We start from the raw sequence: 13318 nt of genomic DNA, 5'->3' as shown, positions 1-13318 counted from the left end.
TTCAGTAATGTAAATTTGCCTGAATAGTTTTTGGACGTATGAAACAAACTGCCAGTCATAGTAGAAAAGTGTTTTTTATGGACAGAATGTTTTTAAACAGACATCTCATTTAGCGCCATGAAAAGTTGAATTATTTACTTTTTTCAAAAATATAAAAATAGTACGTATATTTGTGAGAACGCGTTGTGTAAAAATAGGTTTATAAAAATAAAAGTGCAAAGTTATTGCAACAAAGCCAAACAAGTTAGTTCGTATGTAAATATGGTGGAAGTAGCATAATATAGGTGGTTTTAGGGTATAGCAAAGTTGTTATAAATAAAAGTTCACACGAATCCGGCGGTAGACCAATCCACTCCAAAACGAACAGTTCTCACAACAGATTGTTCCGTTGTTGGAAATAGCAAGATTATTGACTTTTTAATAAAATATATTCTGAAATTAAAGAATATATTAAAAAAGATACGGATCGATCTGATCATCGTTATTACTGTCATCTTTGCTAAACAATTGATCACAATCCTGTTGTTGAGGTTCATCAGTCTTTTCTCCAATAAACCAAAACAAACATGAGAAAAGACTACTGAAAAATATTATAAACAATGGAATAGTATGCATAAGCATGCTAAAAAAACTTTCAGAAGTGCTTGTCTGTTCTTCTGTTTGCGTAGGTGCATTATACTCTTTAGATGTGCTAATGTAATCTACAGCTTTAGTCTTTGCATCAATATCTTCCTGATTTTTCTTTTCTGTGTTTTTATCTTGATCATCTGTTTCTGAATAATTAGTTGATTGTGGAGAATCTTTTGAACTTTTGTCTAATTCAGATTGTGATATATCGATTTGATTATCTACTATTCTAATATTAAGTTTGCCTGCTCCTTTTTTGAGGTATTGTAATGATTGATCATTTTTGTCATTATAATCGACAAATTTTAATAGCCCAAGCTCCTCAGAAGTCTGATTAGGCTTATAAGGGGATAATAAACTCATACCAAATGAATTATTACCAGATATCTCGTGCAGTATAATATCTATCCCTTGCTCTGTACTCTGAAGAATTGAAATGATACGATCTTTATCACCTATAATATCGTCTTGACCTATAATAAAGTCCCGATCACCATCTAATTTCAGAGGTGATTCATTTTGATATAAAACTATTGTTTTTTTTCCACTGTTCCACCTTAATTTTAAGCCATCAAAATTCGGTATTTTTACCCTACCAAGATGTGAATGAATAACATAATCATTATTATCCAAAAATAATCTATAATATGGAATAGCAGTTTTATCCTGGTTATCTTTATCTATAATGAATTCATATTTTGCCATAATATCTCCATTCAAAATTACTCTAACAACTTTTGTTACCCTAAATAGCCAACAATATTATGATTAATAGCACTTAAGCTCCTCGGAGGCGCTATATCACTAATAAAACTTCTTGGCATTTCATTTTCTGTTGCTATTTTCTCAGTATTAATACAACCTATTTGTTGTTTATTGTTTTTTAATTCCCTTTTCATACTATCTTCAAAAGTATCCAAAAATTTATCTGTTTGTTTATAGTGTGGACAAGCTTCTGCTGCAGCTGAACGCAAGAGTTTAGATAACTCATTAAGATTTTCATCATTAAATAATACCTTACTTAGAATCTTTTTCTCTAGTTTTAATGGATCAAAATTTAAGCTTTTATTTGCAATTCCACATTTTAAAGCTGTTTCTCTTAATACCTTTTCAAATCTTACCACAATATCTGCTGCATTTACTATTTTTGCCACTTGATTAAGCTCCTGTATTTTATTCTTTACTTTATACTCATCTTCTACTACAAAAGGATAAAAGTAATTTATTACTTTTGATATAAATGAAGTTGACCTGCTTGCTCCGCTTTTCACTGGTAGATTATTTGATTTTCCAATTTCCCTTTTCTTTCTAGGAACAGCACAAACTTGATCTCTCAATTCTGGCTTACAAAAGATATCTTTTATTTGATTATAAAGGGCTTCAGTATTGGCCTTGAATACCTGTGCATTGCTTGCAAATTTTTCGGCATCCTTTTTTATAATTTCAGTTATGTTTTTCAACTTTACTACTTCACTATGTAATTCTATAGTCTTATTTTCAGCCTCTTGAGCTTCTTTAGCAGATTTTTCAGAAGCATTTTTAGCTACCTCTGCTGCTTTTTGAGCAACCTGAATTTCAATTTTTGTTTTATTGATCTCAAGCAAAAACTTATCGACCAATTCAGATCCTATTCCATCTTCTCCCTTTGGACCTTGAGGGCCAATTTCTCCTTTTGGTCCTGGTAATCCCATTTTACCCCTATCCCCTTTAGGACCAGGAATTCCAGTATTCCCTTGATCACCTTTTAATCCTTGTGAACCCGGAATACCTTGTGTACCGTTGAAGCCTCTTGGGCTTTGAATACCTTGTTCACCTTTGTCTCCTTTAGTACCCACTGGACCACTATTACCTGTCTCACCTTTCGCTCCAGGCAATCCAACATCTCCTTTTCCACCTATATCGCCTTTAGGACCTACCAGACCTGTATCTCCTTGATTACCTTTAGGGCCAGTTTCTCCTTGTAATCCATCCACACCACGCTCACCTTTTAATCCTTGCAAACCTTGAATACCTTGTTCACCTTTGTCTCCTTTAGTACCCACTGGACCACTATTACCTGTCTCACCTTTCGCTCCAGGCAATCCAACATCTCCTTTTCCACCTATATCGCCTTTAGGACCTACCAGACCTGTATCTCCTTGATTACCTTTAGGGCCAGTTTCTCCTTGTAATCCATCCACACCACGCTCACCTTTTAATCCTTGCAAACCTTGAATACCTTGTTCACCTTTGTCTCCTTCAGTACCCACTGGACCACTATTACCTGTCTCACCTTTCGCTCCAGGCAATCCAACATCTCCTTTTCCACCTATATCGCCTTTAGGACCTACCAGACCTGTATCTCCTTGATTACCTTTAGGGCCAGTTTCTCCTTGTAATCCATCCACACCACGCTCACCTTTTAATCCTTGCAAACCTTGAATACCTTGTTCACCTTTGTCTCCTTCAGTACCCACTGGACCACTATTACCTGTCTCACCTTTCGCTCCAGGCAATCCAACATCTCCTTTTCCACCTATATCGCCTTTAGGACCTACCAGACCTGTATCTCCTTGATTACCTTTAGGGCCAGTTTCTCCTTGTAATCCATCCACACCACGCTCACCTTTTTCTCCTTTCCAACCTCTTGGTCCTTGTAGTCCTTTAGGTCCTAGGTTCCCTTGTTTGCCTTGTAAACCTGCAGGACCTTGCTCACCTTTGTCACCTTTATGACCCTGAAGACCCACGCCTACATCTCCTTTTTCACCTTTTAACCCTGTTTTTCCAGGTTCACCTTTCATGCCCACTATACTTAATCCTGGTATTCCTTGATCACCCTTTGGACCAGGAAAACCTATTAATCCTGTTTTTCCTGTTTCACCTTTTGGACCTAGATAACCTCTCTCACCTTTTTGTCCTTGTGGCCCTTGAGGACCAGGAATGCCTGGTAATCCATTTAATCCTGGTTCTCCAATTTCACCTCTCTGTCCTTTTGGACCTAGATAACCTCTCTCACCTTTTTGTCCTTGTGGCCCTTGAGGACCAGGAATGCCTGGCTCACCTTTTGGGCCAATACCTGGAACACCACTATCACCTTTTTGTCCTTGTAGCCCTCGAGGACCAGGAATACCTGGTAATCCAGGAGAGCCTTTTACATATTTAGTCAACCCGTACCTTGATGCTTCAAAACCGTTTTCTAAAGTTTTAATCTTTTGTTGTAAGTCCATAAATTCTCTAACACTAATCACATTAGCCTCCAAAAAGTTACCAAAATTTTCTAAATTATAGTAATAAGGATATAAGCCTGAGTTGTGGTCATAGTTATATTCTTTAAACTCAGGTTTAAAATCATAAAAATTTTTACATTTGTCATTTTTATCTGATATGCAGCCAACATAGTTATCGCCTAACTTTTCTGTTGTAAAATAGACGTCTGTCAACATTTCCGTTCCAAAAGTAGGGAAAAATTTGAGATTTTTATTTACAGCATCAAATGTTGTAGCAACACTATTTAGCATGCCGATTCTATTATCATCGCAATCAAATATTTCAGCTCTTATATAACCTACATATTCCTCAGTTGAGATTCTTTTTGGAAATATCCTGTTTCCAGGACGTATTGAAAGTGTACAATTATAATATTCAAGATCTCGCATAATAAGCTTTATGTTTTTACTACTTATTATATCTTTTTGATCTATATAGACATTTTGGGTAAAATAATTCTGGCAATCGATAGAAGTAAATTCACTAGGCATGAAATCTCTAGTAGAAATGTTGGTGCTTATTATAGTACTAGACCCTTTATACAAATCACTGATCCATTTTCTATTGTAATTGTAATATTCTAGAGAATCATCAACTAAAACTAGTTGATCACCATCTAGCTTTATTTTTAACCCTCTAAGTGGGATTACTTTCCATTTTTGCGGGACAAATGACAAGTTATATATAAGAAAACCAGAGTCATCAAAAGCATAAAATGTATAGGGCAAATTGATTCTTACTTCTTCATTTATTACAACAGATGCAAATAGATCTTTGTTCTGAAGAAACATATCACCTAGTTTGAAATTAAAACGCATTTTTAGCTACTTCTAGATACAGTACTTTAGATCTATATTTTATAAATATGAATTATTTATAAATGTATGGTCCCAGAGTGTGATGATATGATAAAATGTGAAAAAGAGATACCATCAAAAGAAGAATTATGGGACAAGTATTACATGGTAGACCATAAGATTCCAAAAAAACTTGTTCTCACACTTGCTGGTTTTGGGCGCTGGAAATGGTTGTATTGTTTAGGTTTTTAGTAATATATATTGTTAAATTAATAACAATTTATTTGAGAATGACCTGAATTTTTTCCACTATACTTTTGCACACTTTCTACATCAAACTTTGAATTCACAACTTGTTCATCATTTAATCTTTCTCCAATTTTTGGAAATATGGTATTCTCTATAAGATATCTCTTCATTTGTTCTTTATCTATGCCCTCCAATTTTTCAGTTACCTCTTTGAACGCGAATTCTGGATTAAGGAAGGAAGAAAGTATAGGAAATAGAAGGCTTTGTGGATTTGATGGAATAGGAAATGAGAGTAGAAAAGATATGAACCAAAAAATTAACAGGGGATCTATGGCGAGTGTGTTCAATTTCTAGTCTATTTTTTAGGTAACCAAAAACAGTCTCCTTTTTTCACGTTGGTAACAAGTTTCAAACCTCGGTCAAACAGCTTCTGAAAAAGCTCTTTTGCAATATAACCTTTGTCACCAAACAAAAGACCGATTAATTTTTCCGTCAGATTTGGCACAGGTATCCTATCATCAACATTGCCTTTTGTTAGCGTAAGTGCATGAATTTCAACATTTTCATTGATTACCATATGTAATTTGAAACCAAAAAACCAGCCGTAAGTGCTCTTGCTTAATTTTGCAATTCCAGCAAAAACTTTGTTTTTGGATATTCTTTTTGCATGACAAACTGCAATGGGAGTTGTGTCTATATATGAAATTCCAGTGTTTTCTGACTGTCCACAAAGCCAATGCAACAACATTGCTAAATGCCACAAAACCCTAGGCTTTAGAGCAACAAACCTGGTATATGAAGGTAACTTTGGAAACTCTGATTTGTAGAGCAACGTTAGGTAATGTAGATAGAAAGTTTTACACGGAGATTGTTGATATAGCAGGATTATTGTCATGATTTCGGAGTGCTCAATTTCCGTTGTTCTTGTGGGGTTTTTACCATTTGGCAGTAGTTTATCTGCAAAATTTTTCTCTATATCTCTGCAAAAATCATCGACCAAACAAAACAGTTTTGTTATATCTTCCATGGGTAACCTCATCTATTTTTTTATCACTGCTGAGTTTACCCTGTTTTCTTGCCTTTTCTATTCTCCTTTAATCCAGAATTCACGTTAATAGAGGAGCCGTTGGCTTTTGTCCTAATACAGGAGTTGCTAATTTTACATCAGAGGAAATTTGTAGGGGTGTGCCGTAGAGATGCAAAAGAGTTCAAAGTAGCTGCATCCTTTGGACATGTGAGAGATCTTCCAGTAAAGAACGGCTCTGTTGATCCAGATAATGATCTTGCCATAAAGTATGAGATTATTGAGAAAGCAGAAAAATATGTAAAAGAACTGGCAAAGGAAGCGAGTAAAACATCACCTTGCAACAGATCCATCCCAGTGTCTGGGCACTGGGATGATATCTTTTTTCTTGACTCTTATACCTCAATGTTCGTACAAACACAAAGGCAGTGCTTGACACTGGGATGACGAGAAAGGGGCTACTTGAATGACATCCTTCCTGGTGTGCTCAAATAACAATGTTCGTACAAATACGTGCTAGAGTGACACCGTTTACTATGTAACATCTCATCATATCACAATGTTCGTACAGTTGTGGCGGTATGACGTAGAAAAACTATTAACTTAAATCTATATTGACATGTCCCATTTTACGCTTATCTCTAACCTCTTTTTTCCCATATATGGTTAAACTAGCTTTTTCGTTGCTCAAATACTTATGAGAATCATATATATCGTTACCTATTATATTTTTCGTCATACAAGGAAAGCGTAATACTACTTCCTGCATAGGTAGCCCGCATATTATCCTAACCAGCTGTTCAAATTGACTAACGTTACATGCATCCAAGCTCCAGTGGCAAGAATTGTGAGGTCTTGGAGCTAGTTCATTAACTAACAACTCGTTATCTTTAGTAACAAAAAATTCAATAGCCAGAATTCCTATTACATCAAGCGCATTTGCTATTTTCTTTGCAGCTCGTTGTACCTCTTGAGTTAATTTGCTATCTATTTTAGCTGGCACTGTTGAAGTATCAAGTATTCCATCAACGTGGTAATTTTCTGCTATAGGAAAAAAAGCTACTTTACCGTTTTTATCTCTTGCAACGACTATTGAAACCTCTTTCAGTAAATTAACACTTGCTTCAAGAATGTACTCTGTATTCCAATCAAAGGAAGCAAATTGCTTCACTTCAGAATCATTCTCAAGCACATATTGCCCTTTTCCATCGTAACCCATTTCTGTTGTTTTCAGCCTTATTGGGTAGCCAAAAGCTCTACTGCTTTCTAATAGCTCATTATAATTTTGTATACTTTTGTATTCAGCAGTTTTTATACTCAAGCTTCTAATGAAATCTTTCTCTCTAAGCCTATTTTGCGCAATGTGTAACGCTTTTTTACCCGGATAAAAATTTACATCGATATCAATTGCACTACATGGAATATTTTCAGACTCAATAGTGACCAAATCCACACTCTGTGCAAAAGATTCAAGCGCTTTCTTATCAGAGAAATCTGCTATTGTGAAATCATCAGCAACAGAGCAAGCCGGATCGTCCTTAGCACTGGCAAAAACATGTGTTTTTTGTCCAAGTTTTGTTGCAGCGATAGCAGTCATTTTACCTAATTGTCCACCACCTATTATTCCTATTACTTTTTTGCTAAGCGCATCTGGTTCTTTCATACTATAAATTGATATTTCCTAATTAAAGTATACTTGAAAAATCTATGAAAAAAGTATATAATTAAAATACTATCTTTTTATCATGAATATTCTATAATGATAGAGTACACACTAACTACCAACTTTGTTGAAGTTACAGTTTTACCAATTTATATTGAAGAGCAATCCATTCCTTATGAAAATTGCTATGTATGGATGTATAACGTTAAGATAAAAAACAAAAGCCAATCAACTATTCAATTATTAAGTCGTCATTGGCAAATAATAGATTATAAGGGAAAAATAAATGAAATTGCCGGAGTTGGTGTTATCGGAGAACAACCTGTGATAAAATCTGGAGAGGTATTTAAATACACAAGTGGAACATACTTAAATGCACCTTCAGGAATAATGCAGGGTAAGTATGAATTTCTGAATGAAGAAAGCATAAAAATTTTTGAGGTTATGATACCACCCTTTTCTTTGGATAGTCCATACGTCAAAACTAGACCCCATTAACTATCAAAATAGTTTATTTGTAACCGTTCACTGTTAGAGCCTGTCTTCAAACTCAAGAATGAGCTAATTTGTGAAGCATAATAGTGATCATATTAAAAAAGATGTTGTTTTTTGAAGTGAGAGGAGAATGCTCATAATCCTTACTCATACGTCTAAAATTGGAGAGCCAAGCAAAGGTTCTCTCAACAATCCAACGTTTGGGAATAACCTGAAATCCTGTATCAACTATTTTCTTGGTAATCGTCAATAAACATCCAGTTTCCAATAAGCAGAGGTTTTGCAATTTACCTGTGTATCCTTGATCAGCAAAAAACTTATGTAATGTTGGAGCTTTGCATTTGGCTTGAACAAAAAGATTTGGTGCACCATCACGATCCTGAATGCTTGCACTTTGTACTTCAGCAGCAATTACAAGACCTACAGTATCTACAACCATACGCGTCAAATTAAGGAAAAATGAGCAAATTTAGTGCACTCAAAGTTGATATTCTTGTTTTTCTATATTTGTCTTTTAAGGAGAATTTTGACCAGGTTGAGATGAGTTTTTTGAGGAAAATTTGTACTTTACTGACTACACAATTTAATGTTAAGAATAGCTCTCTAACTCGCCTTTTAAGCTCAATAAATGCCTTTGTTAAACTAAGTTCTGTGCCCTTTTTTAGTTCTGTACAACCAACTATTCCATGAAATATAAGAATTGCACACAATTTAGCATATAATTCACATAATACCCTATATGGTTTTCCTTTTAGTTTATCAAGTCCTATATGGCTCTTATATAATTTAAATAATAATTCAATTTGCCATCTTACTCGGTAAATTGTTAATACTTGTTCAGCACTAATTTTACTTTTTGGAACATTAGTTATAAATATTGACCAATTCAATAACTTTTGATTCCTTTTGGAAGATGTATATCCATGTGATTTTGCTAATCTATTAGCCTTCCTTCTCCTGGCTATAGACTGTTCTTCAGTTAGCTTTTGACATATAATTCTTACTCTAATCTTTGCTTCTTTTCCCAATAATACCTCAGTTTCTAAAAATAGCTTACCCTCTAAACATTCCAGTAACTCCATTTTTTGATTTGTTTCTATATCATATATATTGGTATCAGATTTATAACGACTAATAAAATAAGCTCCTATTTCCTTAATCTGTTTAAAAGAACTTGGCACAAAATAACCAAGATCAGATATTAGCAAATCGTTACTTGATATATTACTCAAATGTTTCCTATACCCTTGATCTGACCTTATTCCCTCCGTTATATTTAATTGATCAAATGTCTGATTTAAGTAGTCGAAAACTAATTGCAACTTTATCCCGGACTTGGTATTACTTTCATAGCCGCTGTAGCTGGTACCATATCCTTTATACATATTCTCCATACTGTTAGGCAGGCTAATATAGCTACTATCCAATAACTTAACGCTTTTAAATTGCTGCAAGATTCTACAATCAATTTGCAGGGTATTTTTAAATAAAGCCATAGATTCATTATACATCCTTTTCATAAATTCCACTGCCTCTTCAGTAAACCTCAAATCTAGACTCTGTTTTGTTATTATTACAGATGCTTCGTTTAATAATTGGCACATTGTATCTATGCTGCAGTTTGCAACTCCTATATTACCCAAAATTATAGCTTTTATGAATGATGAACCACTCAATTTTCTCTTCCTTTTTATAAATCCTGTTTCAATTGATACTTCATTTGCTCTTTCATTGAAAAATTTGTTTAGGTAATTTGATAAGCAAGTTATTTTATTCATCATTAGTTCTCTCACTAAAATATATCCGAGAGAACTTATATCTTCTTATCCTATCTTCTTCATACCTTTATTTTCTTAACTTGACGCGTATGGTTTATTTAACACTCCCGCTTGGGTCAGCATAAATTGGCTATAACATTTTTATCATTTGTTCACCCTATTGGTTTTGAAATTAAGATTTATTGCAGCTACAATTAGTACTCTTATCATCACATTTTGGTGTTAAGTCGGGATAGAACGTGAGTATAGCATCATTCTTTCTTACAAACACTGATTGATAATTGTCATCTTCCATTTCATATAGGCACATTCCATCTTTTCCTAATTCCTTGAACGCCTTAGTTGCAGAAATTAAAATATCATCGGCATGAAGGTTATATGCGTATCCATTTGGGCATTTAACTTTCACTTCCCCATCCTTACCCAAATATTTCATTCCAAATGTATAAACTGGTAGCTTAATATCTGATTTATTGCATAGGGACTTATCATTCCAAATTGCACCTGCCCATTTATCTTCTTGAGCTTCAACATATCTACCTACAAAATGCATACCACCTAATTTATCGTTTGGCTAACCACAAAAAATATGTCCAAACCCTATAGTTTCTTTTTCACTTCCACTATTTGTAAACCAAATGTTAGCCAGTTCATCTTTAAATAACTCCAAATCTGCATCTGGCGTAATCACTTGATGATCAAGCTTATCATATATTCCTTTCACTACTTCTTGATGCTGCGGACAACTAAGTAAAATTTTGAAATCTTCTTTATCTGGATGTGCTCCCCAATCTCCACAAACTTTCAACACTCCTCCATCGAAGTCAGTTAATTCTGGAAACGGTGGTATATAACCTGGTTGTGAACTGAAAAATGGTTCAAAATTGACCTTAACATTTTCTTCTACATAGCCGGTGTGAAAATAATGACCCTTAATATAAAAAATCAATCCTATTATTGGTATTATTAAACATAAAACTAGTTTAACTGTCTTCGACATAATCACGTTCACAAAAAAGCTAGCCTATAAGAAACAATTTAAAAAAGTTTTAATCTAATCATTTTTGCAGAGCAGCAACTCCTGGCATTTCATCACCACCCAGCCAACTTAAAAACGCTCCTCCACCAGTGGAAACACATGTAAAATCCTTATCGGTAAGGCCTGCAGCGCTTACTGCAGATAGACTATCACCTCCCCCTATTATGCTGGTTAACTTTCCTTTGTGCGTTAAGTCACTTACGACTTTCATTACCCCTATTGTACCACTTGCAAAAGCTGAATGTTCAAAAACACCAATAGGTCCATTCCACAGCAGAGTCTTACTGCTTGCTATTATACTGCTTATTGTACTCAAAGTTTGTGGTCCGATATCCAAAATTATATCACCGTCCAAAATGGACTCAGTTCTTCTTGAAATACTAGTGCTGTAATCAGAGTTTACTGCAACCAGAACGTCTTCTGGCACAACTATTTTGCAATTGTTTTTATTTGCTGTTTCAACAATATTATGTAGAAGGTCGTCAACACCATTTTGAAAGAAAGATTTTCCTATATTTACTTTGCTAAATAACAAAAAATTATTAGCAATTGCACCTCCGAGAACTAGGTGATCAACCTTTTCTGTTAGCTTTATAAGCATTTTTATCTTAGTTGACATTTTGGCTCCCCCAACTATCGCAGTAATAGGTTTAGCTTTAAACGATACAGCTTTTTCAAGATACTTTAGCTCATCTTGTAAGCAAAATCCCGCGTAGGAAGGTAAAAACTCTGTAATGCGTGAAATAGAAGCGTGAGCTCTGTGAGAGCAAGAAAATGCATCATTTACATATATATCCGCTAGAGATGCTAGTTGTTTGGCAAAATTTGAGTCACTCTGCTCTTCCTCTTTATAAAATCTTAGATTCTCTAGTAATATTATATCTCTTGCATCCATAGCACTCACTGCTTTTTGCACTTTTTCACCAACGCAATCATCAATGAATTTCACTTTTTTATTTAGTAACTGCGATAAAGTGTCAATTACATTTTTTAGCGACAGATTATTGTCTCTGGCCTTTGGGCGTCCGAAATGCGATATAATAATAATCTTTGCACTTGCATTCACTAAATACTCAATAGTAGGCAATTCTCTCAAAATACGAGTGACGTCACGAATTTCTCCATCTTTTATAGGAACATTGAAGTCAACTCTGAGTAAGACGGTTTTATTGTGAAGATCACAATTTTCTATACTAGGTATATTCATTGTAAAACTAAAGCTATAAAGCCACTATACAGCAGTTTGACCTAAAGTAAAGTTTTAAGTTTACGAACGTTTAAGGAAATTTGCATCCAGATGGTGTCATGAAAGTAGCTGACACTGGTTCACTCTATAATGGTGTCATCCAAGTAGCCGACACTGGGATCCAGGTTGCTTACAAGCAAATTAGCATAGAAAGTGGTTACAACGTTTTCGATGAGATTGCAGGAACCAGTGTCAGCTACTTTCATCTGCCACCTGCAAATTGCAATGTTCGTACAGTTATGTGTCACGCTACTTGGATGACACCGTTGAAAGAAATGAACCGCCTTTTCAAAATTGTTTTGAATAGAGGAATAACATTCACAAGTAAAATTTCATATTACCATTTTTTAATTTATGTATTATAATAAGCTTAATCTATAAGAAAAACAAAGTTGGAAAAGTTGGAAGAACTAAGCAAAAACTGGGTGATAAGAACGGGAAGATTTTTATCTTCATTGTTTTTTTTACTGTTGATTGCGCTATCAATACGAAGTTTTTTATTTGAGCCATTTCATATCCCTTCTGGTTCGATGAAAAGCACTCTGCTTGAAGGGGATTACATTTTTACTAGTAAATATTCATACGGTTACAGTAAACACTCATTTCCATTTTCCCCTAATATTTTCAGCGGCAGGATTTTTTATACCCCTCCAAAGCGTGGCGACATAGTAGTTTTCAAACCCACGAGAAATGACAGCATCAGGTTTGTTAAGCGAGTAATAGGAACACCAGGTGACAAAGTGCAAATGATAGAGGGAGAATTATACCTAAATGATCAGAAAGTAGAGCGAAGGCAAATTGAAAGTTTTTTTGATTATGAGTCAAATCGTAACATACCAAGATATATAGAAACGCTTTTAAGTGGCAAGGAACATGAGATTTTGATAGATAACGTCTCTAATAAGCTATCATATAATACTCCAGTTTATTATGTGCCTAACGATCAATTTTTTGTTATGGGAGACAATAGAAATAATTCTTTGGATAGCAGGTTTCCTGAAGTTGGTTTTGTACCAATGGAAAATATCATTGGGCGTGTAAGCATAGTTGGTTTATCATTTAAATTAGGAAAGGTCGATTGGTTACCATTTAATTTCAGACTACCTGTTGCTCTGAGATTAAATAGAGTATTGCACAAGGTTGTGTAAGCTTTT

General features: G+C 34.6%; 12 protein-coding genes and 2 pseudogenes. 4 read left to right on the top strand and 10 right to left on the bottom strand.

The genetic code is table 11. The features are described from left to right. Positions 1-450 precede the first annotated feature (450 nt). The 4 genes and pseudogenes from ACFELZ_RS06415 to ACFELZ_RS06400 form a co-directional block, all read right to left on the bottom strand. A complete protein-coding gene (locus tag ACFELZ_RS06415) occupies positions 451-1347 on the bottom strand; it encodes a hypothetical protein (RefSeq protein ID WP_375315958.1) in 897 nt (298 codons plus the stop codon). 20 nt (positions 1348-1367) lie between these two features. Next, positions 1368-4691, bottom strand: coding sequence for a hypothetical protein (locus ACFELZ_RS06410; RefSeq protein WP_375315957.1), 3324 nt, complete (start codon positions 4689-4691; stop codon positions 1368-1370). Positions 4692-4939: 248 nt separating this feature from the next. After that, the gene (locus ACFELZ_RS06405) at positions 4940-5113 is read right to left on the bottom strand and encodes a hypothetical protein (protein WP_375315956.1); all 174 of its coding nucleotides are present in this window, start codon (positions 5111-5113) and stop codon (positions 4940-4942) included. 34 nt (positions 5114-5147) lie between these two features. After that, positions 5148-5946 (bottom strand): annotated as a pseudogene (locus ACFELZ_RS06400) (IS982 family transposase). 114 nt (positions 5947-6060) lie between these two features. Here ACFELZ_RS06400 and ACFELZ_RS06395 point away from each other — a divergent pair. After that, positions 6061-6279: pseudogene (locus ACFELZ_RS06395) on the top strand (hypothetical protein); the annotation flags it as partial. 262 nt (positions 6280-6541) lie between these two features. On the opposite strand, the gene ACFELZ_RS06390 reads toward ACFELZ_RS06395, so the two are convergent. Beyond that, complete coding sequence (locus ACFELZ_RS06390; RefSeq protein ID WP_375315955.1) at positions 6542-7606, bottom strand: 5-(carboxyamino)imidazole ribonucleotide synthase; 1065 nt, start codon at positions 7604-7606, stop codon at positions 6542-6544. A gap of 96 nt (positions 7607-7702) precedes the next feature. Here ACFELZ_RS06390 and apaG point away from each other — a divergent pair, with 96 nt between their 5' ends. Further along, positions 7703-8104 (top strand): Co2+/Mg2+ efflux protein ApaG, encoded by a 402-nt coding sequence (gene apaG / locus ACFELZ_RS06385; RefSeq protein ID WP_265033283.1) that lies wholly within the window; start codon positions 7703-7705, stop codon positions 8102-8104. A gap of 52 nt (positions 8105-8156) precedes the next feature. On the opposite strand, the gene ACFELZ_RS06380 is transcribed toward apaG, so the two are convergent. The 5 genes from ACFELZ_RS06380 to ACFELZ_RS06360 all read right to left on the bottom strand — a co-directional run bounded on the left by ACFELZ_RS06380 (position 8157) and on the right by ACFELZ_RS06360 (position 12125). Further along, entirely contained in the window at positions 8157-8540 is a 384-nt protein-coding gene (locus ACFELZ_RS06380; protein ID WP_375316665.1) for a transposase, read from the bottom strand. 10 nt (positions 8541-8550) lie between these two features. Beyond that, positions 8551-9879, bottom strand: coding sequence for an IS4 family transposase (locus ACFELZ_RS06375; RefSeq protein WP_375315862.1), 1329 nt, complete (start codon positions 9877-9879; stop codon positions 8551-8553). Between the two features lie 172 nt (positions 9880-10051). Next, positions 10052-10432: an EndoU domain-containing protein gene (locus ACFELZ_RS06370; protein ID WP_375315954.1), complete on the bottom strand. Its 381-nt coding sequence runs from the start codon at positions 10430-10432 to the stop codon at positions 10052-10054. A 21-nt stretch (positions 10433-10453) separates the two neighbouring features. Beyond that, complete coding sequence (locus tag ACFELZ_RS06365) at positions 10454-10879, bottom strand: hypothetical protein (protein WP_375315953.1); 426 nt, start codon at positions 10877-10879, stop codon at positions 10454-10456. Positions 10880-10937: 58 nt separating this feature from the next. Next, entirely contained in the window at positions 10938-12125 is a 1188-nt protein-coding gene (locus ACFELZ_RS06360; RefSeq protein ID WP_375315952.1) for a phosphoglycerate kinase, read from the bottom strand. 80 nt (positions 12126-12205) lie between these two features. On the opposite strand from ACFELZ_RS06360, the gene ACFELZ_RS06355 reads away from it, so the two are divergent. Together ACFELZ_RS06355 and lepB are read left to right on the top strand one after the other, a co-directional pair. Next, the gene (locus ACFELZ_RS06355; RefSeq protein ID WP_375315951.1) at positions 12206-12529 is read left to right on the top strand and encodes a hypothetical protein; all 324 of its coding nucleotides are present in this window, start codon (positions 12206-12208) and stop codon (positions 12527-12529) included. 36 nt (positions 12530-12565) lie between these two features. Further along, complete coding sequence (gene lepB, locus ACFELZ_RS06350) at positions 12566-13312, top strand: signal peptidase I (protein ID WP_375315950.1); 747 nt, start codon at positions 12566-12568, stop codon at positions 13310-13312. Positions 13313-13318: the final 6 nt, after the last annotated feature.

The organism is Wolbachia endosymbiont (group A) of Colletes cunicularius (genome assembly GCF_964264715.1).
Taxonomy (GTDB): Bacteria; Pseudomonadota; Alphaproteobacteria; order Rickettsiales; family Anaplasmataceae; genus Wolbachia.
This window is presented reverse-complemented; position numbering and strand designations above follow the sequence as displayed.

Excerpts from the sequence above, each read along its gene's own strand:
- ACFELZ_RS06360 (WP_375315952.1), bottom strand. The coding sequence starts at position 12,125 with ATGAATATACCTAGTATAGAAAATTGTGATCTTCACAATAAAACCGTC.
- ACFELZ_RS06370 (WP_375315954.1), bottom strand. The coding sequence starts at position 10,432 with ATGCATTTTGTAGGTAGATATGTTGAAGCTCAAGAAGATAAATGGGCA.
- ACFELZ_RS06365 (WP_375315953.1), bottom strand. The coding sequence starts at position 10,879 with ATGTCGAAGACAGTTAAACTAGTTTTATGTTTAATAATACCAATAATA.
- apaG (WP_265033283.1), top strand. The coding sequence starts at position 7,703 with ATGATAGAGTACACACTAACTACCAACTTTGTTGAAGTTACAGTTTTA.
- ACFELZ_RS06375 (WP_375315862.1), bottom strand. The coding sequence starts at position 9,879 with ATGAATAAAATAACTTGCTTATCAAATTACCTAAACAAATTTTTCAAT.
- ACFELZ_RS06390 (WP_375315955.1), bottom strand. The coding sequence starts at position 7,606 with ATGAAAGAACCAGATGCGCTTAGCAAAAAAGTAATAGGAATAATAGGT.
- ACFELZ_RS06380 (WP_375316665.1), bottom strand. The coding sequence starts at position 8,540 with ATGGTTGTAGATACTGTAGGTCTTGTAATTGCTGCTGAAGTACAAAGT.
- ACFELZ_RS06410 (WP_375315957.1), bottom strand. The coding sequence starts at position 4,691 with ATGCGTTTTAATTTCAAACTAGGTGATATGTTTCTTCAGAACAAAGAT.